We start from the raw sequence: 23,714 nt of genomic DNA on the forward strand, positions 1-23,714 counted from the left end.
CCTCCCGGTGCGCTGACCTCGGGAGGTACGGCGTACGAGACGTGCCCGGTGCGCCGGACACGGATACTTCTACGGACCGGGAGAAGCGGGTTCGAGTCCCGCCCGGCCCTTTACGGGGCTGGTGGTGGAAGGGAACCACGCCCGGGGTGAACTAGCTGATTCCCCGTGCCCGATCCGATCTCGGGCACGTCCCGTACGCCGTACCTCCCCGTGAATTCGGGGGGATTCATCCAATGGCCCGCTTCAACAAGCGCCTTCTCAAGAAGCCCGTTTCCGCGGTGCGTTCCACCGGCCGCAAGCTCCGCACCCACCAGGGCGGAACCGGCGCCGAGCGCGACCCGAAGTCGGAGCTCTTCCTGCTCGCCGTCGCCAACTTCGTCTCCCAGAACACCTTCTACGAGTCCGGGGGCGAGCGCGACCACCGCTTCCGCACCCTCGTGCGGCGACTCGCCGTCGAGGACCCGCAGTGGACCGCCGGCCTCCTCGGCTGGCTGCGCAGCGAAGGCAACATGCGGACCGCGTCCCTCGTCGGCGCCGCCGAGTACGTGCACGCCCGGCTGGCCGCCGCGGCGAGCGACGGCCCGTCGAACCGCAGCGTGATCGCGTCCGTGCTGCGCCGCCCCGACGAGCCCGGCGAACTGCTCGGGTACTGGCACGCCCAGTACGGCCGCGCCCTGCCCAAGCCCGTCAAGCGCGGCGTCAGCGACGCCGTGGCGCGGATGTGGGGCGAGAAGGCGCTGTTGAAGTACGACACCGCTGCCAAGGGCTTCCGCTTCGGCGACGTCCTCAACCTGGTGCACGCCACGCCCGCGCCCGACAAGCCCTGGCAGGGCGAGTTGTTCCGGTACGCGCTCGACCGGCGCCACCACCCCGAGGCCGCCGTCGTGCCCGCGGCGCTGCCCGTCGTCGCCGCCCACCGCGCGCTGATGGAACTGCCCGTCGCCGAGCGGCGCGCGCAGGTCGTCGCGCCCGACGGCGTCGAGCGGCTGGCCGCGGCCGGCATGACCTGGGAGGCCCTGGCGGGCTGGCTCCAGGGGCCGATGGACGCCGCCGCCTGGGAGGCCGTCATCCCCTCCATGGGGACGATGGCGCTGGTGCGGAACCTGCGGAACTTCGACGAGGCCGGCGTCTCGGACGAAGTCGCCGCACGGGTCGCCGCGCGGATCTCGGACCCGGCGGAGGTCGCGCGCTCGCGGCAGTTCCCCTTCCGCTACCTCGCCGCCTACCAGCACGCGCCGTCGCTGCGGTGGGCGTACGCCCTGGAGCAGGCGCTCGGCCACTCGCTGGCCCGGGTGCCCGCGCTGCCGGGCCGCACGCTGGTCCTGGTCGACCGCTCGGGCTCCATGTTCTGGTCCATGCTGACCAAGCGCTCCGAGCTGAACCGGGCGGACGCGGCAGCCGTGTTCGGCACCGCGGTGGCGATGCGGGCCGAGCGCGCCGACCTGGTGCAGTTCGGCACCGACAGCGGCGCGGTGGACTTCCGCCGGGGCGAGTCGGTGCTCAAGGTGCTGGAACGCTTCGACAACCTCGGCGGCACCGACACCACGGAGGCGGTGCGCCGGCACTACCGCAAGCACGACCGGGTGCTCATCGTCACGGACGAGCAGGCCGACGCGCACCGCGGTGGCGACCCGACGAGCCAGGTCCCGGCGCACGTGCCGGTGTACACCTGGAACCTGGAGGGCTACCGGGCGGGGCACGCCCCGTCGGGCACCGCGAACCGGCACACCTTCGGCGGCCTGTCGGACGCCGCGTTCGGGATGGTGTCCCTGCTGGAACGGGGGCGCAGTGCGGACTGGCCGTGGCTGCAGGACGCGGCGGCGGCCTGAGGCTTTCGACCACGCCCCGGCGGCCCGAACGACTCGGTGCCGCCGGGGCGATGCTGTCACAGGGGCTGACATCTAACATGTCAGTCATCTAGCATCCCGGCCATGTCGACGTTGCGGCCCGTGGGGCGAACCCTGTTGCGTGACACCGCGTACGTCGCCCTGCGCGACGCCATCGTCTGCGGTGAGCTGGCCCCGGGCGAGCCCGTGCGCGACGTCGAACTCGCCGCGCGCCTCGGCCTGTCCCGGGCCCCGGTGCGGGACGCGCTCGCCCGGCTCGTGGAAGACGGCCTGGTGGAGACCAAGCCCCAGAGCTACACCCGGGTGACCCGCATCGACACGCGCGCGGTGCGGGAAGCGGGGGCGGTGGTGGGCGCGATGCACGAGTTGGCGACCCGTACCGCCGTACCTTCGTTGTCCGCCGCGGACGTCGCCGAGATGCGCGCGGCCAACGACCGCTTCGCCGCGGCCGTCGCCGCCGGTGCGACCGGTGACGCCCTGAACGCGGACGACGCGCTGCACGACGTACTGGTGCGGGTGTGCGGCAACCGCGCGGTGACGGCGACCATCGCCCGCTACACCCCGCTGATCCGACGGCTGGAGTGGCGACTGTTCGCCACCCGGGGCGCGTGGGAGTCGGCGGGGATGCACGAGCGGCTGATCGCCGCGTGCGAGACGGGCGACGTTGCGGAGGCGACCGCGGTCACCGCGCACATCTGGAGTTCCCTCACGAACCTCACGGCTGGAGTCGACCATGTCGCTTGACGCGTACGAACGCTTCCCGCTGCTCTTCGGCCCCTCCCCGGTGCACCGCCTCGACCGGCTGACCGCCCACCTCGGCGGCGCCGAGCTGTGGGCGAAGCGGGAGGACTGCAACTCTCCGATCGCCTACGGCGGCAACAAGACCCGCAAGTTGGAGTACCTGGTCGCGGACGCCCTGGCGCAGGGCTGCGACACCCTGGTCTCCATCGGCGGCGTCCAGTCCAACCACACCCGCCAGGTCGCGGCCGTCGCCGCCCGGGTCGGCCTGGACTGCGTCCTGGTCCAGGAGGACTGGGTGGACTGGACCGACCCCGGCTACGACAAGGTCGGCAACATCCAGATCAGCCGGCTCGCGGGCGCGGACGTCCGCATGGCGCCCGCGGGCTTCGACATCGGCATCAGGGAGAGTTGGCAGCAGACGCTTGAGGAAGTGACGGCCAGCGGCCGCCGCCCCTACGCGATCCCCGCCGGTGCATCGGACCACCCCCTCGGCGGCCTCGGCTTCGCCAACTGGGCCTACGAGGTGGCCCAGCAGGAGCGCGAACTCGGCGTCTTCTTCGACACCGTGGTCGTCTGCTCCGTCACCGGCGGCACCCAGGCCGGCATGCTCTCCGGCTTCGCCGCCCTCGAACGATCCGGCGCCCGTCCCCGCCGCGTCCTGGGCGTCGACGCCTCCGCGGCCCCCGACGCCACCCGCGCCCAGATCGCCCGCATCACCCGCACCACCGACGCCCTCCTCGGCGTGACCCGCGAACTGACGGACGACTCCATCGAACTCGACGACCGCTACCACGCGGGCACCTACGGCGTCCCGGACGACACCACCCTCGCAGCGATGCGCCTCGCGGCCCGCACGGAGGGCATGATCACCGACCCCGTGTACGAGGGCAAGTCCATGGCCGCCCTGATCGACCTCGTCACCCGCGGCGAGATCGCCCCGACCTCCACGGTCCTCTACGCCCACCTGGGCGGCCAGCCGGCCCTGAACGCGTACAGCGCACTGAGCTGACGGACGCCCCGCGCCCGGGGCAGGAACCCCTGAAAGCGCCACCGCCGGGACGTCTCGTCGGGGTCCCGGCGACCTCACTGGCGCCCTGTGCCCGGCAGGGCGCCAGTGGGCCGGCTACAGCGCCTGAGCTGCCGGCTTGACCATGCCGCGGACCGTGCGGGACTTCACGAAGTCGCCCATGGCGGTCATCTCCCACTCGCCGGAGTACTGGCGGATGAGCTTGGCCATCATCACGCCCGTCTGCGGCTCGGCGGTCGTGAGGTCGAAGCGGACCAGTTCTTCGCCGGTGGCCGCGTCCAGCAGGCGGCAGTACGCCTTGGCGACCTCGGTGAACTTCTGGCCGGAGAAGGAGTTCACCGTGAAGACGAGGCCGGTGGCGTCGGCGGGGAGGCGGCCGAGGTCGACCGTGATGACCTCGTCGTCACCGGCGCCTTCGCCGGTGAGGTTGTCGCCGGAGTGCTTGATGGCGCCGTTCAGGATGGCGAGCTTGCCGAAGTAGCAGCTGTCGAGGTGGTTGCGCTGGGGGCCGTAGGCGATCACGGAGGCGTCGAGGTCGATGTCCTTGCCGCGGTAGGCGGGCTCCCAGCCGAGGCCCATCTTGACCTGGGACAGCAACGGCCGGCCGCCCTTGACCAGGGAGACCGTCTGGTTCTTCTGGAGGTTGACCCGGCCCTTGTCGAGGTTGATCTTGCCGGCGCCGGGCGCGGGAGCGGGCGGAGCAGCAGGAGCGGCAGGGGCGACGGGGGCCGACGGGGGAGCGGGCGGCGCCGGCGGGGTGGGGGCGGAGAAGGCGGTCGGCGGGGCGACCGGGGCGGCGGGGGGCGGGGTGGGCTCCTCGTCGACCGAGACGCCGAAGTCGGTCGCGATGCCGGCCAGACCGTTGGCGTAACCCTGGCCCACGGCACGGGCCTTCCACGCGCCGTTGCGCAGGTAGATCTCCACGACGACGAGGGCGGTCTCGCCGCCGAGCTGGGGCGGGGTGAAGGTGGCGAGCGGGGTGCCGTCGTCGGCGCTGCGCAGGGTGGCCGTGGGCTCGATGCCCTGGAAGGTCTGGCCCGCGGCGTCCGGACTGGCGGTGACCACGATCTTCTCGATGCCGGGCGGGACGGCGGAGGTGTCGACCACGATGGCGTCCGGCGCGGAGCCTCCGCCGGACCGATAGGTCACGCCCGGGCCCGTCGGCTGGTTGTAGAAGATGAAGTCGGCGTCGGAGCGCACCTTGCCGGCGGCGGTGAGGAGCAGGCCCGAAACGTCGAGCCGCACCGGGGCCGCGACGTCCACCGTCACTCGCGCGGTGGGGAGGGGGATGTTCGAGCCAGGGGTCATAACGGTCATGCCAGGAGTAACGACCGGGACCGCTTTGCCGTTCCCTTACCCTTCGCGCTTTCGACTTTTCGCTCGTTTGCCCGGCTCGGAGCCGGCCCCGGACGGGCTCAGAGCGGCCACTGCGGAGGGTCGGTGACGAACTGGCCGCCCAAGCAACGGTGGGCCGGGTTCTCCGGGTCCAGCTCGCCCTGCTCCGCGACGAGCTTGGCGGCGAACTGCTCGGAGTCGTCCTGCGGCTCGTACCCCAGCGCCCGCGCGCTCGACAGGTCCCACCACAGCCGGGTGTTCGCCGACGAACCGTAGACGACGCTGTGGCCCACGTCCGGCGCGGTGAGCGCCGCGTGGAAGAGCCGGGCGCCGTCGCCGGGGCTCAGCCACACCGACAGCATCCGCACGGAGGTGGGCTCCATGAAGCAGGAGCCGATCCGCACCGAGACCGTCTCCACCCCGTGCCGGTCGCAGTAGAGCTGCGCCAGGTCCTCGCCGAAGCACTTCGACAGGCCGTAATACGTGTCCGGGCGGCGCGGGGTGTCGATGGGGATCAGCTCGTCACGGGCGACGGGCGGCCCGCCCGCGGGGCGCGGCGTGTAGCCGACGGCGTGGTTGCTGGAGGCGAAGACGACGCGCGGCACCCCGGCCTCCCGTACCGCCTCGTACAGGTGGTACGTCCCCTCGACGTTGGCGCGGAGGATCTTCTCGAAGGGCGCTTCCAGGGAGATGGCGGCCAGGTGCAGCACCGCGTCGACGCCCGCCACCGCCGCGCGCAGCGCCGCCCGGTCGGCCAGGTCGGCCGTGATGGCGTCGGGCTCGCCCTCGATGGGGGTGACGTCGAAGAGCCGGAGCTCGTAGCCGTACGCGGGGAGGAGTCCCCGCATCAGCGTGCCGAGTCCGCCTGCGGCGCCGGTGAGCAGGACCGTGCGGGGAGCGGGCATGGACGGGTCTCCTCGTCGTGCTTCGTCTCGTCTCGTCGTACGTCGTCATGCCGTACGTCGTTGTGCCGGGCCGGGGCTCCCGCGGCGCCTCCCTGACCGCGGACGCTCACGGTTGTAGACATAGACAAACACCATTCACATGCATGGACACGCTAGGGAGCGGCGCCGAACACCGTCAAGTGTTGCGCGTGGGCGCCGATTCCGCCCCTGAGTTGCGGTTTTCCGTCTTGGCCGGCCTTGGAGCGCTGTCCTAGCGTGACGGCGTTCAGGGACATGGACATCAATCAGAATGGTGCACGGGGGCATGCAGGCCCCGGTGCACGGTTCAGGGAGCGCCCGTGACCACAGCCCCGCTCGCCGCCCGGCTCACCCGGGTCCAAGGACCGCTCTTCGTCCCCGTCACGGCGTACGGACCGGACGGCGTGCTCGACCTCGACGTCTACCGGACCCACGTGCGGCGGGGGGTGGCCGCGGGCGCCGCCGCCGGCGCCGTCCCGGTCGTCGCGGGCGCCGGCTACGGCACGGCGCTCGCCGTCGAGTTCGCCCGGCTCGCCGCCGACGCGGGCGCCGACGGACTCCTCGCCCTGCCCCCGGTACCTCGTCGTCGGCGACCAGGCGGGGCTGCGCCGCCACTACGCCGAACTGGCCGCCGCCACCGACCTCGACGTCATCGTCTACCAGCATGACAACGCCCTGTTCAGCCCGGAGACGGTGCTCGCCCTCGCCCGCACCGAAGCCGCCGTCAGGCCCGGCGCCGCGGGCACCGAGTTGGAGTCCTGCGGCTGGTACGGCCTCGCCCATCTGCACGCCCACGACAAGATCGCCGGAGTGGCGCTCGGGGACGCCGCCCAGTACCTGATGTCCCTCTGCTTCTGCTCGTCCTGCTTCGAGGGGTACGCCCGGCACGGGCTGGAGCCGTAGCGGCTGGCCGCGGCCGTGCGTGCCGCACTCGAACCGGTCTGGAGCGGCGACGCCCCCGCGCACGCGGGCATCGAGCAGCTCATCGGCTTCGAACTCGCCACCGCGACGTTGGCCTTCCGCACCCGCACCGCCCGCTCCTTCCAGGAGGAGACGGTCGCCGCGCGGCTTCCAGGTGCTGCTGCACGCCGACCCCGTGGCGCTCCACTGCGGGGCCCACGCCGGGGTCGACCCCGCGCACGTCCTGTCGATCGCGGACGGGGTCGTGATGCCCAGCACCGACGGGCCGCAGCCGCTGGAGCCCTTCGTCGACCCGGGCCGGCGGGCGGACTCCGTCGTCGCGGCCAACGTCACCGTCGTGAGCGCGCTGGGCGGACGGCCGCAGACGCTCGCCGACGACCTGGCGCGCGCCGAGGAGGCCGGGGCGACGCAGGCGCGGCTGCACCACGCCGGACTGGCGTCGGACGCGGACCTGGCGCACGTCGCCGCGGCGCTGGCACTTGCCAACTGAGCCACGCCGACTGGGCGCCCGTCGATTGAGCACAGGCCGATTGGGCACGCGCCAGCTGGGCCCGGATCACGGCACGTCGCTGCGTTGCCGCCGCAGCAGCACCAGCGCCGTCGCCACGCCCGCCGCCCCCAACACCGCCAGCGTCACCCGCACGTCCACCACCGCGACCAGCCCGGCGCCCAGCGCCAGCGCGACCGCGTTCGGCGCGTACATCACCGTGCTCGCGGTCGCCGCGGTGCGCCCCAGGGCCTCGGCCGGCGCGTGCTGCTGCACCGTCGTCATCGCGGCGATCAGGACACACGGCAGCCCGAAACCGACGCCGACGCTGCCCACCAGGGCCAGGGCGTCGTACGGCAGCGCCCGCGCCGCCGCGGCCAGTGCGAAGAGCGCGATCCCCGCGGCGGCGAACCGCCGCGCGGACAGCCGGCGCAGCAGCGGGCCCGTGACGAGGCCGACCAGGACGGAGCCCAGGCCCTGCGCCGCGTACAGCACGCCGACGAACGCGGGGGAGCGGTCGAGGACGGCGTCGACGACCGCGAAGACCAGGGCGCCGTTGACGCCCGCGAGGAACATCGTCACCCCGCCCGCGAGCACCAGCGGGCGCATCGCGGCCGAGCGCCGGATCTGTCGGACGCCCTCCACCGCGTCCCGGCGCAGACCGCCGCCGGCCGCCCGCACCGGCCGCGGCTCCCGCACCCGCAGCAGGACGCACACCCAGGCCGCGAGCAGAAAGGAGGCGATGTCGACCAGGACCACGGGCGCGGCCCCGAACCGGGCGAAGAGGCCCGCGCCGACCAGCGGCGCCAGCATCTTCGTGCCCTCCTTGGCGGTCAGCCGCAGCCCGTTGAAGTCACCCAGCAGCCGGCCGTCCACCACGGTGGCCACCAACGCGGTCTCCGCCGCGTCGTGGACCTGTGCGCACAGCCCGTACAGCACGAGTGCCACGAGCAGCAGCCACACCAGGTCCGCCGAGTCCACCGCCAGCAGCGGCACCAGGACGGCCGCCGACGCCAGGTTCGTCGCGACGAGCAACGGCCGACGGCGCACCCGGTCGGCGACCGTGCCCAGCAGCGGCGCGACCAGCACGGGCGCCCACATCGCGAACGTCGTCAGCGCCGCGAGGCTGTTCGAGCCGGTCAGCTCCTTCACCCAGATCCCGGCGACCAGCCAGAGCGCGGTCGTGCCGAAACCCGAGACCACCACACCGCCCAAGTACAGCCCGGCGTTGCGGTCCCGTAGCACCGCGAAGGCCGCCCAGCCCCTGTCCACCCGTGGTCCCCCGCTCGTTCCCCGCCGTCGTCGCATTCCTGCCGCGAGCCAGCGTGGCGACTAAGGACCCCGCGAGGGATCGGGCGACTGCCCTAGCCGAAGGCCCCGCCAGGGCCTCAGGGCGAACAGGAGCGGCAGGCGAAGGCCCTCAGCCTCCCCGGGGGACACCTCCGATCCGTACGCGGGCTGACCCCGCCCCGGACCGGCCGGGCATCACTTCAGCGCGGCGGCCATCACCTTCTGGGCCACCGGCGCCGCCAGGCCGTTGCCGCTGACCTCGGAGCGGGGGCCGCCCGCGTCCTCGATCACCACCGCCACCGCGACCTCCTTGCCGCTGTCGGCGTCCTTGGCGTACGAGGTGAACCAGGCGTACGGCTTGCCCTTGTTGTCCACGCCCCGCTGCGCCGTGCCCGTCTTGCCGCCCACCTCGGCGCCGCCGACCTTGGCGTTGGAGCCGGTGCCGTCCTCGACGACGGTGACCATCGCACTGCGCAACTGCTCCGCGGTCTCCTTCGAGACGATGCGCTCGCCCGGCGCGCCGTCGTACGCCTGGAGCTCGGTCCCCGCCGAGTCGATCACCTGCTTCACCATGTGCGGGTCCATCAGGACGCCGTCGTTGGCGATCGCCGATGACACCATCGCCATCTGCAACGGGGTCGCCGTCACCTCGAACTGACCGATGCCGGTGAGCGCGGTCTGCGGCTTGTCCGGCGACTCGGGGTAGACGCTGGCGTACGCCCGGACCGGGACGTCCCGCTCCTCGTCATTGAAGCCGAACTTCTCCGCCATCGCCCGCAGCTTGTCGTCCCCCAGGTCCTCCGCGATCTTCCCGAAGACGTTGTTGCACGACCAGCGCAGCGCGGTGCGGATCGACGCGTCCTCACAGGGCGCGCCGGCGATGTCGTTCGGCAGTACGTGGGTGCTGTTCGGCAGCACGTACGGCATCGGGCTGTCGGTCTTCTCGTCCACCGAGTCGTACAGCCCCTCCTCCAACGCGGCGGCGGCCGTGACCAGCTTGAACGTCGACCCCGGCGCCAGCGGCTGGCGCAGTGCACGGTTGACCATCGGCTTGTCCGGGTCGTCCAGCAACTGCTGCCACTCCTTGCCGTCGGAGGTGCCGGCGATCGTCGACGGGTCGTACGACGGCGTGCTGACCAGGCCGAGGATCTTCCCCGTCGACGGCTCCATGGCGACGGCCGCGCCCTTGATGTCGCCCAGCGCCTCGAACGCCGCGCGCTGCACCTCGGGGTCGATCGTCGTCAGGACGTCACCGGGCGCCAACTGCTTGCCGGTGAGCGCCTCCACCGGGTCCTTGAGCCGGTCGTCCGTGCCGTCGAGCACATCGCTGTAAATGCCCTCCAACTGCGTCGAGCCGTACGCCTGCGAGCTGAACCCCGTCACGGCCGAGTACAGCTCGCCGTCGGTGTACGTCCGCTTGTACGCCAGGTCGCTGCCGGTGGTGCGGGTGGAGCCGGTGACCGGGGTGCCGGCCACCACGATGTCACCCAGCGGCTGTGCGTACTGGTCGATGACCTTGCGCCGGTTCTTGTCGTTGTCCGCGAGCGCCTCGGCGTCGTACGTCTGCACCCAGGTGGCCCGCACCAGCAGGGCCAGCACCAGCAGCAGACAGAAGACGGCGCTGTGTCTGATCGTCCTGTTCATCCCACCTGAGGACGACCGGCGTCCCCCGCCGGGTTCCCCGTCACCTCCCTTTCCGGAGATTCTCAGAGTTTCTTCAGACGTGCCGCCGGCCCCGTCCGGTCAGCGGGGTGCCACGAACCCCGCGTCGTACGCCGCGATCACCGCCTGGGTGCGGTCGCGGGTGCCCGTCTTCGCCAGCACCGCCGCCACATGGCTCTTCACCGTCGCCGGTCCCACCTCCATCTCACGGGCCACCTCCCTGTTCGTCAGGCCCTTCGCCATCAGGCGCAGCACGTCCGCCTCCCGCTCGGTCAGCCGCGCCACCCAGGCCGGGGGAGCGCTGGACGGCCCCGGGCCGTACGCCTCCGCCAGTGCGCGCACCGCCGACGGGAACACCAGCGCATCGCCCCGGGCGACCAGCCGGACCGTCTGCACCAAGTGGTCCGCTTCGGCCCGCTTGAGCAGGAAGCCCGCCGCGCCGGCGCGCAGCGCGTCGTACACGTACGCGTCGTTCTCGAACGTCGTCACCACCAGGATCCGCGGCGGTGCGTCCAACGCGGCGAGGATCCGCTCGGTCGCCCCGATGCCGTCCAGCTCCGGCATCCGCACGTCCATCAGCACCACATCGGGCCGCAGCTCGCACACCGCGGACACGGCTTCCTCGCCGGTACTGGCCTCTCCGATCACCTCCAGGTCGGGCTCCGCTTCCAGGATCACGCGCAGCGCAGTGCGCACCATCCGCTCGTCATCGGCGATCACGACCCGCACCGCGCTCACCGATCGAATCCCAGCGTGCCACCCGAACGGTCGTTCAGGGGGAGCTTGGCGTACAGTCGCCAAACTCCGTCCGCGGGACCCGCAGCGACGACGCCCCCGAGGGCCGCAGCCCGTTCGACCATGCCCGCCACCCCGCGCCCGCCACCCGGGCGGACCACCGGGGCCCGGCCCGGCAGTGGGTTCTCCATCGTGATCTCCAATGCGTCCAGTGCTTCTGGTCCATCCGATTCCGCGCCGCGCCGGGCGATCCGCAGGGACACCGGGACCGCCCCCGCGTGCCGCAGCGCGTTGCTCAGCCCCTCTTGGACGATGCGGTACGCGGCACGCGACACCGGCGCCGGAATCCCCTCCAGCGCACCGACCGTCATCCGCTGCGACTCCCGCTCCCGCGTCACCGGCATCCCGCTGCGCGCCAGGAGCCCGTCCAACTCGGTGAGCGTGGGTCCGTCGGCCACCGCTCCGTGGGCCCGGGCCGCCCCGTCGTCCCGCAGCAGACCGAGGACCGCGTCCAACTCGTCGACCGTGCGCCGGGCGGTCTCCTCGATCGCCTCCAGCGCCTGCCGTACGAACTCCGGATCGCGGTCGACGACCCGGCGCGCGGCGCCGGCCTGGAGCGTGACCGCGCTCAGCGCGTGCCCCACCGAGTCGTGCAGCTCCCGCGCGAGCCGATTGCGCTCGGCCAACTCGTTCGCGCGCCGCTCGGCCGCCGCCAGCCGATCCGCGGGCGTCGGCCCCAGCAGCACCGGTGCCGCCCGAGCCAACAGCGCCCCGGCCGCCACCGAGACCCCCGCCAGCGCCAGCAGCATGGCGACGCCGGCGAAGGGGAAGAGCGCGAGCAGCCAGATCGGGAGGTCCGGCACCCGCAGCCAGGTGCGCAGCGGCGGGACGAACGGCACCAGGGCCGTACTCGCCGCGAACGGCGGCAGCGCCAAGGACGCCCCGCTGACCAGCGCACCCACCCCGGTGTGCAGCGTGAACCAGGCCGCGGTCCGCAGCCGGGCCGCCCGCGACCGCGCCGACCCGTCGGCCAGCGCCCCGTCCGGCAGCGTGCACAGCGCCCGTGCCGCCGCCACCGACAACGGCCGCAGCTGGGAGACCAGCGCCGTCGCGGTGGCCAGTGGGAGCGCGACCGCGTACAGCAGCAACTGGTCCCCGATGGACGTCGGCACCAGCGAGCGCACGTCGGTGAACGGGCCGACGACCACACCGGCCAGCATCCAGAACGGCATCAACAGCGCGCCGCCCAGCACCAGATGGAGCCAGCGCCCGCGCGCCCGCCTGCCGAACAGCGCGCGCAACACCGCCCGTGCCCCCACCCGTACCTGTGGAGCTCCCCCCACTCCTGCCCCCCGGTCAACCCGTAAGTCGGCGGCCCTCACAGCCGTCTGGTGGCGAGGGTCAGCCTGTCCCGTGCGTCGAACAGGGCGTCCTTGATGAGCTGTTCGTGCCCGGGGGTCAGCCGGGCCACCGGCACCGAGCAACTGATGGCGTCCCGCGCCGGCGTCCGGTAAGGAATCGCCACCCCGAAGCAGCGCAGGCCCAGGGTGTTCTCCTCGCGGTCCACCGCGTACCCCTGCTCCCGCACCGCGTGCAACTCCTCGATGAGCTTCTCCCGGTCCGTGACGGTGTGCTCCGTCAGCGACGAGAGCGTCTTCGGCAGCATCTTGCGCACCTGCTCGTCGCTGTACGTCGCGAGCAGCGCCTTGCCGAGCGAGGTGGAGTGCGCCGGCAGCCGGCGTCCGACCCGGGTGAAGGGCCGCAGGTAGTGCTGGGACTGGCGGGTGGCCAGATACACCACGTTGGTGCCGTCGAGACGGGCGAGGTGGATGGTCTCCGTGGTGTCGTCGGAGAGCCGGTCGAGCGTGGGGCGGGCCGCCGCGACGACCTCGTCACCGTCGATGTACGACGTGCCGACCAGCAGGGCGCGCACCCCGATCCCGTACCGGGTGCCGGTCGCGTCGGTCTCCACCCAGCCGAGTTCCACCAGGGTCCGCAGGAGCATGTAGAGGCTGGACTTGGGGTAGCCGACCGCCTCCTGGACCGCGGCGAGCGAGTGCATCCCGGGACGCCCGGCGAAGTACTCCAGCAACTCCACGGTCCGCACCGCGGACTTGACCTGCGCCCCGCCCGAACCGCCCGAACCGCCTGAATCGGCAGCCGACATCGGCCCCACGCCCCCTTCTTGACCGTCCGGAACACCCGGAAATAGAGTCCGGAGTCCCCCGTGCCATTCATCAACAGGAACATCGTTCACGATACCGAACAAGCCCTGAGGGATGGTCGGCCCGTGCGATGCGACGCACGTCGTGGACGGTGCCGGCAACGACAGCACTGACGTCGCCGGCGACGACGAACACCGGAGAGGAAGCCGCGGTGACAGCAGCACCAGTCTGGAGTGTCGACCCCCGAACCGGGAAGCCGCGGGAGCAGGTCGCGGTGGAGTCCACGGCCGCGGAGGTCGACCGCGCGGTGCGCGCGGCGCACGCGTCCGCCGCCGCGCTCGCCGACCGGTCCGCCCGCGCCGCCCTACTGCGCGCCGCGGCCGACCTGCTCGACGAGGCCCGGGACCCGGTCATCGAAGTCGCCGACGCGGAGACCGCCCTCGGTCCCACCCGGCTGACCGGCGAACTCGCCCGCACCACGGCCCAATTGAGAGCCTTCGCCGACGTCGTCGACGAAGGCTCCTACCTGGACGTGCGCATCGACCACGCCGACGCCGGCCGCACCCCGCCCTGGCCCGACCTGCGCCGCTACAAGATCCCGCTCGGGGTCGTCGCCGTGTACGCGGCGAGCAACTTTCCGCTCGCCTTCTCCGTGCCCGGCGGCGACACCGCCAGCGCGCTCGCCGCCGGCTGCCCCGTCGTCGTCAAGGCGCACCCGGACCACCCCGCCACCTCCGAACTCTGCGCGACCCTGCTGCGCCGCGCGGCCGCCCGGGCCGGGCTGCCCGAGGACGTGGTCGCCGTCGTCCACGGCTTCGACGCCGGCGTGACGCTGGTCGGCCACCCGACGGTCGCCGCGGCCGGCTTCACCGGTTCCGTACGCGGCGGACGCGCCCTCTTCGACGCGGCGGCGGCCCGCCCCGTCCCCATCCCCTTCCACGGCGAGCTGGGCTCCCTGAACCCCGTCGTCGTCACCGAAGGGGCGGCCGCCGAGCGCGCCGCCGAGATCGGCACCGGACTCGCCGGCTCCATGACCCTCGGCGAAGGGCAGTTCTGCACCAAGCCCGGCTTCGTCCTCGTCCCGCAGTCGGCCGCGGGCGACCAGGTCGTGGAGTCCCTGACGGCCGCGCTCGGCAACACCGAACCCGGCGTGATGCTCGACCACCGGATGCGCGCGGCCTTCGTCGACGGCGTACGGGAGCGGGCCCTCCTGCCGTCCGTCGAAACCCCGCTGACCCCCGGCGCGGGCGGCGAGCACACCGTCAACGCCGGCTTCCTGACCGTCCCGGCGGCCCTGCTGACCGCGGACGGCCCGCACGAACTGCTGCTGGAGGAGTGCTTCGGCCCCGTCACCGTCGTCGCCCGGTACGCCACCGACGACGACGTCACCGCGGTGCTCGGCCGGCTCCCCGGCAACCTCACCGCGACCCTGCACCTGTCGGCGGCCGAGGCGGAGGGGCGGGGGAGGGGCGCCGCGCTGCTCGCCGAACTGACGCCACTCGCGGGCCGGATCCTCGTCGACGGCTGGCCCACCGGAGTGGCGGTCGCCCCCGCGCAGCACCACGGCGGGCCCTACCCGGCGACCACCTCCACCGCCACGTCCGTCGGCGCCACCGCCGTCGAACGCTGGCTGCGCCCGGTCACGTACCAGAGCACCCCCGCCGCACTGCTGCCGCCGGAGCTCGCGGAGGACAACCCCCTCGGGCTGCCGCGCCGCGTGGACGGCCGACTCGACGTTCCGTAGGGCCGTCTTCACCGTCCTGCGGATGTCCCTGTGCCGGTGGACAGGCACCGTAGTCCTGCGGCACGGGGACGTCGCGGGGCCGTGCGGACACGCCCCACCGCGCCGGCGCAGGAATGCGTCGGGCCCGCCGTGCGTTGACGTCGCTACGGCGCGCCCCTCGGGGCGCGGCCGCGCTGGTTTTCCGACGACGACGGCAAGAGAGCAGAAGAGGGCGACACATGGGGACGGAACGGGACGGGATGCGCGTCGAGATCTGGGGCGACGTCGTCTGCCCCTGGTGCTACGTGGGCAAGGCCCGTTTCGAGAAGGGGCTCGCCGCCTTCGACCACCGCGACCGGGTCGAGGTGGTGTACCGCTCCTACGAGCTGGACGCGGACCGGCCACGGGGCGAGACGTCGTCCGTCATCGACGTGCTGACGAAGGTGTACGGCTGCACGCGCGAGGAGGCGCAGGCGAAGGAGGAGCACGTCGCGGCGGGCGCCCGCGGCGACGGCCTGCCGTACCTCACCGAGGGACGCGACCACGGCAACACCTTCGACGTGCACCGGCTGCTGCACCTGGCCAAGGCCCGCGGCCGACAGCGCGAACTCCTCGACGTCGTCTACCGGACCAACTTCGCCGAGCAGCGCTCCGTCTTCGACCACGAGGTCCTCGCCGAGCTCGCCGTCGAAGCCGGATTGGACGGCGCGGAGGCGCGCGCGGTGCTCGCGGACGAGCAGGCGTACGCCGCCGACGTCCGCGCCGACGAGCGGGAGGCGGCCGAACTGGGCGCGCGTGGCGTCCCGTTCTTCGTCGTCGACCGGCGCTACGGGCTCTCCGGGGGACAGCCGCCCGAGCTGTTCGCCGAGGTGCTGGAGAAGGCGTGGCAGAGCCGCCCCGCGGAAGGCGCCGACACGGCGCAGGCGCGGGGTTGACCCGCCCCACAGGTCAGCGCAGGGTGATCGCATGGAGACTCCGGGCGGTTCCGAGTTCACGCTGACCTCGACGTATCTGAACACCGCGAGCTGCGGAGTGCTGCCCCGCCGGGCCGTCGCCGCGATCACGTCGCTCGTCGACGAGCTGGCCGCGGGCCGGCCGGGCGGCGCCGGTGACTATGCCGTGCTCGGCCCGGCCCGGGCCTCCTTCGCCCGGCTGAGCGGGGTCGCCGAGGACCGGGTCGCCGTGGGCAGCTCGCTCGCCGTGCAGGTCGCGCTGGTGGCGGCGGCCCTGCCCGCCGGGGCCGAGGTGCTGTTCCCGGAGGGCGAGTACACCTCCGTCGTGACGCCCTTCGCCGTTCGCGGGGACCTCGCGCTGCGGTACGCGCCGCTGGAGGCGCTCGCCGACGCGGTGCGCCCGGGCACCGCGCTCGTCGCGTTCTCCGCGGTGCAGTCCGCCGACGGACGCATCGCCGACTTGGCGGCCGTACGGGAGGCGGCGGCGGTGCACGGGGCGCGCACGCTGGTGGACCTGAGCCAGTCGGCGGGGTGGCTGCCGCTGGACGCGGGCTCCTTCGACTACACCGTCACCTGCGGGTACAAGTTCCTGCTGGGCCTGCGCGGGGTGTGCTTCCTCACCGTCACCGAGGAGGCCCAGCAAACGCTGCGGCCGCTGTACGCGGGGACCTTCGCCTCCGTCGACTGGCCCCTGTACGGGCCGGTCGAGCACCTGGCACCCACCGCCCGGCGCTTCGACGAGTCACCGGCGTACGCGGCCTACCACGGTGCGGTCGAGTCGTTGGCGCTGCTGGAGGAGGTCGGGGTGGCGGCGGTGCACCGGCACGTGACCGGGCTGGCGCGGCGCTGCACGCAGGGGCTGGCCTCGCTCGGCCTGCCGGCCGCGGCGACGGACTCGGCGATCGTGGCCGTGCCCGGGCAGGGCGAGCGGCTGGCGGACCTCGCGCGGGCAGGGGTCGTCGCCTCGGCCCGGGCGGGGAACCTGCGGCTGTCCTTCCACCTCTACAACACGCCGGCGCACGTGGACCGGGCGCTCGACGCGCTCGCCTAGCAGTTCCTGGGCCGGGTCCGGAAAGCCCCGCGCGCTCCCTGTGCCGGGCTCTCCGGTCGCGTCCTACGGGGTCACCCCGCCTCGTCGCACTCCGCGGCCTCCGCGCACAGATTGCGCTCGGCCTTGTTCAGCAGCCGCAGCAGTTCCGTGCGCTCGCCGTCGTCGAGCCCGGTGAGCATCCGCTCCTCCAGGGTGTTCAGCGACTGCTCCACCGCGAGCCGCAGGGCGCAGCTCTGCTCCGTCGCCTCGACGAGGACCGCACGCCGGTCGGCCGGATCGGGCCGGCGGCGGACGTGACCGGCCTGCTCCAGGCGCTGGAGCATCTTCGTGACGGTGGACGGGTCCAGCTCCGCGAACCTGATCAGGTCCGACTGGCGCAGCGGGCCGGACTTCCACAGGTGGAGCATCACGAACTCCTGCCCGGGGTAGAGGCCGAGGCCGCGCAGCGCCTTGCCCCCGACCATCCGGTGCAGCCGGGCCACGTGCGACACGGCGTAGCCGACGGGGCCGCCCGCCTTGCACGCGGGCTCTCCGCCCCCGTCGCACGCCTGCCCCGCGCCGTCGGGCGCGTTCCGGACGGCGACGCCCTCCGCTTCGACCTGGCTCGTCATCGGGACTCCTCACTCCGCCGGTCACGCTCGCCGCCGGTCCTCCGGCCGTGGATTCCCAGTGTCTCGCGGACTTCTCCGAAATTTTACATTGGCTGACCAAGCTTTATCTTTGGCTGGCCAATCAATGCGTTACGGTTGCTTCCGGCGCCAAAGCTTGGCCGGCCATACTTTCTTTCTTCGGGAGCCTTCATGACCACCGCCTTCGACCCCCTCCACCTCGCCGGCCGCACGCTGGCGAACCGCATCGCCATGGCGCCGATGACCCGGTCCCGTGCCTACGGCCCCGGCCTCTCGCCCACCGACGCCATGGCCACGTACTACGCCCAGCGCGCATCCGCCGGGCTGATCATCACCGAGGGCGTCCAGCCGTCCGCGGTGGGCCAGGGCTACCCCGACACCCCGGGGCTGCACAGCGAGGAGCAGGTCGCGGGGTGGCGCAAGGTCACCGACGCCGTGCACGCCGAAGGCGGCACGATCTTCGCCCAGCTGATGCACAGCGGTCGGATCGGCCACCCGGACCTGCTGCCGGGCGACCTCCACCCGGTCGGCCCCTCCGCCGTCGCCGCGGCCGGGCAGCTCTACACGCACGAGGGCATGAAGGACTTCCCCGTCCCGCAGGAGTTGACCGGCGAGGACGTGCGCACCACCATCGAGGACTTCGTCTCCGCCGCCCGCAACGCGGTGGCCGCCGGCTTCGACGGCGTCGAGCTGCACGGTGCCAACGGCTACCTGATCCACCAGTTCCTCGGCCAGAACACCAACCTGCGCACCGACGAGTGGGGCGCCGGCAGCGTCGAGGACCGGATCCGGTTCGCCGTCGAGGCGGTCCGCGCCACGGCCGAGGCGATCGGCCCGGACCGGGTCGGCCTGCGCATCTCGCCCTGCAACCCGATGACCGACGTCCACGAGCCCGAGCCGGACGAGGTGTACCTCGCGCTGGTCCGCGCGCTGGAGCCGCTGGGGCTCGCGTACCTGCACGTGCTCCAGTGCGGCCCGGAGCGCCGGGAACTGGTGGAGGCGGTGCGCAAGGAGTTCTCCGGGACGCTGATCCTCAACGACGGCACCCCGACCCCCTCCGACCACGACCAGCTCGCCGCCGTCGAGGACGGCACCGCCGACATGATCTCCTTCGGCGCGCTCTTCCTCGCCAACCCCGACCTGCCCGAGCGGCTGCGGACCCGGGGCCCGTACAACGCCCCGGACTCCGCCACCTTCTTCGGTGGCGACGAGCGCGGCTACACGGACTACCCGACGCTCGGCCGCGGCTGACGCCCGCACGGCGAGGGGCCCCGCAGTTCGTCGCGGGGCCCCTCGCCGTTGCTGCACGTCCTACCGCACCGGGGTGAAGTCGCGGGCCCCGATGAACTCCGGCCGGCGCACCGGCGCGGCGAACGGCTCCACCGACGCGTTCTCCACGCTGTTGAAGACGATGAAGACGTTGCTGCGCGGGTACGGGGTGATGTTGTCCCCCGAGCCGTGCATGCAGTTGCAGTCGAACCAGGTCGCCGAGCCGGCCCGCCCGGTGAACAGCCGGATGCCGTGGTCGTCGGCGAACCGCGTCAGCGCGCCGTCGGACGGCGTGCCCGCGTCCTGCATCTGGAGCGACTTCTTGTAGTTGTCCTCGGGCGTCGCACCCGCGCACCCCAGGAACGTCCGGTGCGAGCCGGGCATGATCATCAGCCCGCCGTTGGTGTCCCGGTTCTCCGTCAGCGCGATGGAGACCGAGACCGCCCGCATCTTCGGCATGCCGTCCTCGGCGTGCCAGGTCTCGAAGTCCGAGTGCCAGTAGAAGCCCGATGCGCCGAAGCCCGGCTTCACGTTGATCCGGGACTGGTGGACGTACACGTCCGAGCCGAGGATCTGGCGGGCCCGGCCCACCACGCGCTCGTCGCGCACCAGCGCGGCGAAGACCTCGCTGAGCCGGTGCACCTCGAAGATCGAGCGCACCTTCTGGGACCGCGACTCCACGATGGCGCGCTCGTCGGCGCGCACCGTGGGATCGGCGATCAGCCGCTCCATCTCGGTGCGGTACAGGCGGACCTCGTCGTCGGTGATCTGGTCCTCGACGCCGAGGAAGCCGTCGCGTTCGTACGAGGCGAGGTCACCGGAGGTGATGGGGCCGGGCGCACCGGGCGCGGACCACACGACCGGCTCCTGACGCGGCGTCACCACCTCGGCGGGGCCGCGGCTCGGGTAGAGGTCCTCGACGACGGGGGTGCGGGTGGCGGTGGTCATGCTTCAGCCCTCCTCGGTGAGTAGCGGATAGACGCCGTTCTCGTCGTGGTCCTCACGGCCGGTGACCGGCGGGTTGAAGACGCAGACGCAACGGAAGTCGGTGACGGGGCGCATCGTGTGCCGCTCGTGGCCGTCGAGCAGGTACATCGTGCCCGGCTCGATCAGATGGACCTCGCCGGTCTCGTCGTCGGTCAACTCGGCGGTGCCCTCGACGCAGAGCACGGCCTCGACGTGGTTCGCGTACCACATGGACGTCTCCGTGCCGGCGTACAGCACGGTCTCGTGGAGCGAGAACCCGACCTTCTCCTTGGCGAGGATCAGGCGCTTGCTCTCCCAGGTCCCGGAGGCCGCTCTGACGTGGCGGTCGGTGTCCTGGATCTCCTTGAGCGAACGTACGATCACAGTGCTGGTGCCTTTCTGAACTCGAAGGTGACGACGGACGTCAGGTGCCGGGCGGCGGCGGGCGTCAGGCGGTCTCGCGCACGGCCCGGGCGAGGATCCGCAGGCCCTCGTCCAACTCCGCGGGGGTCACGGTGAGCGCGGGCAGCAGCTTCACCACTTCGCCGCGCGGCCCGGAGGTCTCCAGCAGCAGCCCCAACTCGAAGGCCCGGGCGCAGATCGCCCCCGCGCGCTCCCCGTCGGCGAACTCCAGCCCCCAGACCAGGCCCCGGCCGCGGAAGCTGAAGTCCGGCTGCGCGCTCTCCCCGGCGAGCGCGAGCAGCCCCTGCTCGACCTGCTCGCCGCGCACCAGGGTCTGCTTCTCCATCTCGCGGTCGGTCCAGTACGTCTCCAGTGCCGCCGTGGCCGTGACGAACGCCGGGTTGTTGCCGCGGAAGGTGCCGTTGTGCTCGCCCGGCTCCCACAGGTCGAGCTCCGGCAGGAAGAGGCAGAGGGACATGGGCAGTCCGTAGCCGCTGATCGACTTGGACAGGGTGACGATGTCCGGGGTGATGCCCGCCTCCTCGAAGGAGAAGAAGCCCCCGGTGCGCCCGCAGCCCATCTGGATGTCGTCGACGATCAGCAGCATGTCCTGCCGCTCGCACAGGGCCTTGAGCGAGCGCAGCCACTCGGGGCGGGCCACGTTCACGCCGCCCTCGCCCTGCACGGTCTCCACGATCACGGCCGCGGGCTTGTCCAGGCCGGAGCCCTGGTCCTCCAGCAGCCGCTCGAACCAGAGGAAGTCCGGGACGGTGCCGTCGAAGTAGTTGTCGAACGGCATCGGGGTGCCGTGCACCAGCGGGATGCCGGCTCCGGCGCGCTTGAAGGCGTTGCCGGTGACCGCGAGGGACCCCAGCGACATGCCGTGGAAGGCGTTGGTGAACGAGACCACGGGCTCGCGGCCCTTCGCCTTGCGGGCCAGCTTGAGCGCCGCCTCCACCGCGTTGGTGCCGGTCGGGCCGGGGAACATGACCTTGTACGGCAGGTCGCGCGGGCTCAGCACGATGTTCTGGAAGGCTTCCAGGAAGGTGCGTTTCGCCGTGGTCGCCATGTCCAGGCCGTGGGTGATCCCGTCGCGTTCGAGGTAGTCGAGCAGGGCACGCTTGAGCACCGGGTTGTTGTGGCCGTAGTTGAGCGAGCCGGCGCCGGCGAAGAAGTCGAGGTAGCTGTGGCCGTCCTCGTCGGTCAGCCGGCTGCCCTGCGCGCGGTCGAAGACGGCGGGCCACCCCCGGCAGTAGGAGCGGACCTCGGACTCCAGGGCTTCGAAGACGCTCATGGCGGGCGGGGTGATGGTCATGGGGCTCTGCCTCCAACAGGGGGTGGTCGCCGGACGGGGCGGTGGGCGCAGGTGAAAGGCGGGCGACGTCGTCCGTGGCCGCGCCGTGCCGTTCGTCGGTGCGCTTCGGTGCGCTTCGGTGCGCGGGGCCGCCGGTCAGGCGGCCAACGGACCGATGCGGTAGAGGATCTCGGTCTGGTGGTCCCCGGCCGGCGCGCCGGTGCGGTCGGTCTCCCGGCTGGGGAAGAGCTCTTCGGCGAAGAGCACTTCGCGCTCCAGTCGGGCGCCCCGGCGGCGGGCGTACGCGGTGAACAGCCGGTCCGACGCGGTGTTGTCGGGGGTGACGGTGGTCTCCACCTCGTGCACGCCCCCTCCCTCGGTGACGCGCGCGGTCAGCGCGTCCAGCAGGGTGCCCGCGAGCCCGCGTCCGCGGTGGTCCCGGTCCACCGCGACCTGCCAGACGACCAGCGCCTCGGGCCGGTCCGGGCGTAGGTAGCCGGTGACGAAGGCGATCGGCGCACCGGTGTCGTCCCGGGCCACCAACGAGGTGGCGGCGAAGTCACGGCACCACAGCAGATAGCTGTACGGGGAGTTGAGGTCCAGGACCTCGGAGTCGCGGGCGATGCGCCAGATCGCGGCTCCGTCTTCGACCCGTGGGCTTTCGATGACGGTGAATTCGCTTCGGGGGGTGGAGGATGAGGCTCGTACAAGGTCGTCTTGCGCGGCGGTCATGTCCAGGCAATTTACCGATGGAATTCGATATATGCATGGCGGCGAGGGGTTGGGTGATTCGCAGTAATGTGTTATCGCGCGGGCGCGACCTGGCCCAAGATGAGGCAGTGCTATGTGCCATTTTGTCCGGTAAATAAGCCGCTAAACGGGCATGATGTGGAGTCCGTCACATCTTCAAGACGGCCGGATTTCCCTGTCGGAACTTTAGCGTTTAGGTCGGGGGAACCCGGGCAGAAGAAAACGGGGAGCTGCCTACTGAAAGGCGGCTCCCCGTCATTTTGATTTTGCGCGGGATTTTCTTTTGATTTCTCGGTTCGCCGGGTGTCGGGGCGTATCCGGCGGGGATACGCCCCGAAGCGCCCTAGGCCCAGGTGTCGGAGACCGCGCGGCCGGCCGCCTCCAGGTCCACGGTGGTGCCCGGGGCGAGTTCGACCAGTGCGGCGCCGAGCGCGGCCAGCGAGGAGCGCACCGCGCCGCGGGTCGCGTCCACCCCGTAGTGGTTCACCCGGATCATCTCCTTGGCGAGCGCCCCGCCGCCGGCGACCAGGGGCAGCGACGGGTCGGCCGCCAGCGCCCGGGTGACCAGCTCGGAGGCGTCCACCCCGGACGGCGCGCGCAGGGTCGTCGCCACCGGCGCCGCGTCCCGCGCGTCGTGGACGTACGGCTCAAGGCCGCCGCCGAGCGCCACCGCGCCCGCCCGGGTGGCCGCCGCCGCGGAGGCGTGCCGGGCCGTCACCGCAGCCAGCCCCTCCGACTCGATGCGCTCCACGCACGCCTCCAGCGCCAACATCTCCAACTGCGCAGGCGCGTGCAGCAGCGCCCGGCGCCCGCCGTCGATCCAGCGCTCCTTCCAGTCCAGCAGTGAGAGGTACGAGCGGCGCGGCGCGGCCGGGTTGGCCGCGAAGCGCTCCCAGGCGCGCCCGCTCACGGACACCGCCGACACCCCCGCCGGCCCGCCCATCGCCTTCTGCGCGCCGATCACGCACAGGTCCACGCCCCAGGCGTCCGGCAGCAGCGGCTCGGCGGCCACCGACGCCACCGCGTCCAGCATGAACAGCGCGCCGTGCGCCCGGACGACCTCGCCGATCTCCGCCACCGGGTTGGTGTTGCCGGTCGCCGCCTCCGCGTGCACCAGGGAGACGAAGTCGATCTCCGGGTGTGCCGCCAGCGCCTGCGCCACCTGCTCGGCGGTGACCGCGGTGTGGAACGGCACCTCCAGGTCCACCACCGTGGCACCGCAGTCCCGCAGCCAGTTCCCGAAGGTCTGTCCGTACGGGCCGGTGACCACGTTCAGCGCGGTCGACCCGGGCCGGGCGCCGGAGCGGATGCAGCCCTCCAGCGGCAGCAGCGCCTCGCCCTGCGTGATCACGACGTCCTGCTCGGTGTCGAGCAGCGCGGCCACCCGGCGCTCGATCGCCGCGAAGCGCTCGGCGGTCAGCGGGGGCAGGTCCAGGAACGGATGGGTCACGGTGGGTGCCTTCTTCGGATCGTCGAGCGGGTGGCACCGGGGCGGGGCGGCCCCGGGGCGCTTTCGATGGGTTTCAGCCGGTGCGATCCGGCCG

21 protein-coding genes and 1 pseudogene are annotated in these 23,714 nt (G+C 72.6%); 9 read left to right on the plus strand and 13 right to left on the minus strand.

The features are described 5' to 3' along the window. The first annotated feature begins 233 nt into the window (after nucleotides 1-233). The 3 genes from ACH4E8_RS24740 (at nucleotide 234) to ACH4E8_RS24750 (ending at nucleotide 3,597) form a co-directional block, all read left to right on the plus strand. Nucleotides 234-1,829, plus strand: coding sequence for a TROVE domain-containing protein (locus ACH4E8_RS24740; protein WP_398451635.1), 1,596 nt, complete (start codon nucleotides 234-236; stop codon nucleotides 1,827-1,829). A 102-nt stretch (nucleotides 1,830-1,931) separates the two neighbouring features. Next, on the plus strand, nucleotides 1,932-2,591 hold the full coding sequence (locus ACH4E8_RS24745) for a GntR family transcriptional regulator (RefSeq protein ID WP_398451637.1): 660 nt from the start codon (nucleotides 1,932-1,934) through the stop codon (nucleotides 2,589-2,591). Continuing rightward, nucleotides 2,581-3,597 (plus strand): 1-aminocyclopropane-1-carboxylate deaminase, encoded by a 1,017-nt coding sequence (locus ACH4E8_RS24750; protein WP_398451640.1) that lies wholly within the window; start codon nucleotides 2,581-2,583, stop codon nucleotides 3,595-3,597. The genes ACH4E8_RS24745 and ACH4E8_RS24750 overlap by 11 nt, the downstream gene beginning before the upstream one ends. A gap of 114 nt (nucleotides 3,598-3,711) precedes the next feature. Here ACH4E8_RS24750 and ACH4E8_RS24755 read toward each other — a convergent pair whose 3' ends face one another. Both ACH4E8_RS24755 and ACH4E8_RS24760 read right to left on the minus strand, forming a co-directional pair. Then, nucleotides 3,712-4,932: a TerD family protein gene (locus ACH4E8_RS24755; RefSeq protein WP_398451643.1), complete on the minus strand. Its 1,221-nt coding sequence runs from the start codon at nucleotides 4,930-4,932 to the stop codon at nucleotides 3,712-3,714. A 98-nt stretch (nucleotides 4,933-5,030) separates the two neighbouring features. Then, nucleotides 5,031-5,855, minus strand: a complete 825-nt coding sequence (locus tag ACH4E8_RS24760; RefSeq protein WP_398451645.1) for an NAD-dependent epimerase/dehydratase family protein — start codon at nucleotides 5,853-5,855, stop codon at nucleotides 5,031-5,033. A 338-nt stretch (nucleotides 5,856-6,193) separates the two neighbouring features. Between ACH4E8_RS24760 and ACH4E8_RS24765 the strand changes: the two are divergent. Both ACH4E8_RS24765 and ACH4E8_RS24770 read left to right on the plus strand, forming a co-directional pair. Beyond that, nucleotides 6,194-6,599 (plus strand): annotated as a pseudogene (locus ACH4E8_RS24765) (dihydrodipicolinate synthase family protein); the annotation flags it as partial. Between the two features lie 349 nt (nucleotides 6,600-6,948). After that, nucleotides 6,949-7,284 carry a hypothetical protein gene (locus ACH4E8_RS24770; RefSeq protein ID WP_398451647.1) on the plus strand — a complete coding sequence of 112 codons (336 nt, stop codon included), beginning with the start codon at nucleotides 6,949-6,951 and terminating at the stop codon, nucleotides 7,282-7,284. Between the two features lie 66 nt (nucleotides 7,285-7,350). Here the strand turns inward: ACH4E8_RS24770 and ACH4E8_RS24775 are convergent, their stop codons facing one another. The 5 genes from ACH4E8_RS24775 to ACH4E8_RS24795 all read right to left on the minus strand — a co-directional run bounded on the left by ACH4E8_RS24775 (nucleotide 7,351) and on the right by ACH4E8_RS24795 (nucleotide 13,135). Next, on the minus strand, nucleotides 7,351-8,553 hold the full coding sequence (locus ACH4E8_RS24775) for an MFS transporter (RefSeq protein ID WP_398451650.1): 1,203 nt from the start codon (nucleotides 8,551-8,553) through the stop codon (nucleotides 7,351-7,353). Between the two features lie 213 nt (nucleotides 8,554-8,766). Beyond that, the gene (locus tag ACH4E8_RS24780; RefSeq protein WP_398451653.1) at nucleotides 8,767-10,215 is read right to left on the minus strand and encodes a peptidoglycan D,D-transpeptidase FtsI family protein; all 1,449 of its coding nucleotides are present in this window, start codon (nucleotides 10,213-10,215) and stop codon (nucleotides 8,767-8,769) included. A gap of 99 nt (nucleotides 10,216-10,314) precedes the next feature. After that, the gene (locus ACH4E8_RS24785; RefSeq protein WP_398451911.1) at nucleotides 10,315-10,962 is read right to left on the minus strand and encodes a response regulator; all 648 of its coding nucleotides are present in this window, start codon (nucleotides 10,960-10,962) and stop codon (nucleotides 10,315-10,317) included. Nucleotides 10,963-10,967: 5 nt separating this feature from the next. Next, entirely contained in the window at nucleotides 10,968-12,272 is a 1,305-nt protein-coding gene (locus ACH4E8_RS24790; RefSeq protein WP_398451656.1) for a sensor histidine kinase, read from the minus strand. A gap of 74 nt (nucleotides 12,273-12,346) precedes the next feature. Continuing rightward, the gene (locus ACH4E8_RS24795; protein ID WP_398451659.1) at nucleotides 12,347-13,135 is read right to left on the minus strand and encodes an IclR family transcriptional regulator; all 789 of its coding nucleotides are present in this window, start codon (nucleotides 13,133-13,135) and stop codon (nucleotides 12,347-12,349) included. A gap of 209 nt (nucleotides 13,136-13,344) precedes the next feature. On the opposite strand from ACH4E8_RS24795, the gene ACH4E8_RS24800 reads away from it, so the two are divergent. The 3 genes from ACH4E8_RS24800 (at nucleotide 13,345) to ACH4E8_RS24810 (ending at nucleotide 16,860) form a co-directional block, all read left to right on the plus strand. Continuing rightward, nucleotides 13,345-14,877, plus strand: coding sequence for an aldehyde dehydrogenase (NADP(+)) (locus ACH4E8_RS24800; protein ID WP_398451661.1), 1,533 nt, complete (start codon nucleotides 13,345-13,347; stop codon nucleotides 14,875-14,877). Nucleotides 14,878-15,116: 239 nt separating this feature from the next. Further along, entirely contained in the window at nucleotides 15,117-15,791 is a 675-nt protein-coding gene (locus tag ACH4E8_RS24805) for a DsbA family oxidoreductase (protein WP_398451914.1), read from the plus strand. 31 nt (nucleotides 15,792-15,822) lie between these two features. Then, nucleotides 15,823-16,860, plus strand: coding sequence for an aminotransferase class V-fold PLP-dependent enzyme (locus ACH4E8_RS24810; protein WP_398451664.1), 1,038 nt, complete (start codon nucleotides 15,823-15,825; stop codon nucleotides 16,858-16,860). Between the two features lie 71 nt (nucleotides 16,861-16,931). On the opposite strand, the gene ACH4E8_RS24815 is transcribed toward ACH4E8_RS24810, so the two are convergent. Next, complete coding sequence (locus tag ACH4E8_RS24815; RefSeq protein ID WP_398451667.1) at nucleotides 16,932-17,471, minus strand: MarR family winged helix-turn-helix transcriptional regulator; 540 nt, start codon at nucleotides 17,469-17,471, stop codon at nucleotides 16,932-16,934. Between the two features lie 189 nt (nucleotides 17,472-17,660). On the opposite strand from ACH4E8_RS24815, the gene ACH4E8_RS24820 reads away from it, so the two are divergent. Beyond that, the gene (locus ACH4E8_RS24820) at nucleotides 17,661-18,740 is read left to right on the plus strand and encodes an alkene reductase (protein WP_398451670.1); all 1,080 of its coding nucleotides are present in this window, start codon (nucleotides 17,661-17,663) and stop codon (nucleotides 18,738-18,740) included. Nucleotides 18,741-18,800: 60 nt separating this feature from the next. Here ACH4E8_RS24820 and thpD read toward each other — a convergent pair whose 3' ends face one another. From thpD to ACH4E8_RS24845, 5 genes are all read right to left on the minus strand, one after another. Then, nucleotides 18,801-19,706: an ectoine hydroxylase gene (thpD, locus tag ACH4E8_RS24825; RefSeq protein WP_398451673.1), complete on the minus strand. Its 906-nt coding sequence runs from the start codon at nucleotides 19,704-19,706 to the stop codon at nucleotides 18,801-18,803. Nucleotides 19,707-19,709: 3 nt separating this feature from the next. After that, on the minus strand, nucleotides 19,710-20,108 hold the full coding sequence (locus ACH4E8_RS24830; RefSeq protein WP_398451675.1) for an ectoine synthase: 399 nt from the start codon (nucleotides 20,106-20,108) through the stop codon (nucleotides 19,710-19,712). A 64-nt stretch (nucleotides 20,109-20,172) separates the two neighbouring features. Then, nucleotides 20,173-21,441 carry a diaminobutyrate--2-oxoglutarate transaminase gene (gene ectB / locus ACH4E8_RS24835; protein WP_398451678.1) on the minus strand — a complete coding sequence of 423 codons (1,269 nt, stop codon included), beginning with the start codon at nucleotides 21,439-21,441 and terminating at the stop codon, nucleotides 20,173-20,175. Between the two features lie 135 nt (nucleotides 21,442-21,576). After that, on the minus strand, nucleotides 21,577-22,152 hold the full coding sequence (gene ectA / locus ACH4E8_RS24840; protein WP_398451681.1) for a diaminobutyrate acetyltransferase: 576 nt from the start codon (nucleotides 22,150-22,152) through the stop codon (nucleotides 21,577-21,579). Between the two features lie 361 nt (nucleotides 22,153-22,513). After that, entirely contained in the window at nucleotides 22,514-23,620 is a 1,107-nt protein-coding gene (locus ACH4E8_RS24845) for a pyridoxal-phosphate-dependent aminotransferase family protein (RefSeq protein ID WP_398451683.1), read from the minus strand. Nucleotides 23,621-23,714 lie beyond the last annotated feature (94 nt).

This window comes from Streptomyces sp. NPDC017979, assembly GCF_044328175.1.
In the GTDB taxonomy this organism is placed as follows: Bacteria; Actinomycetota; Actinomycetes; order Streptomycetales; family Streptomycetaceae; genus Streptomyces.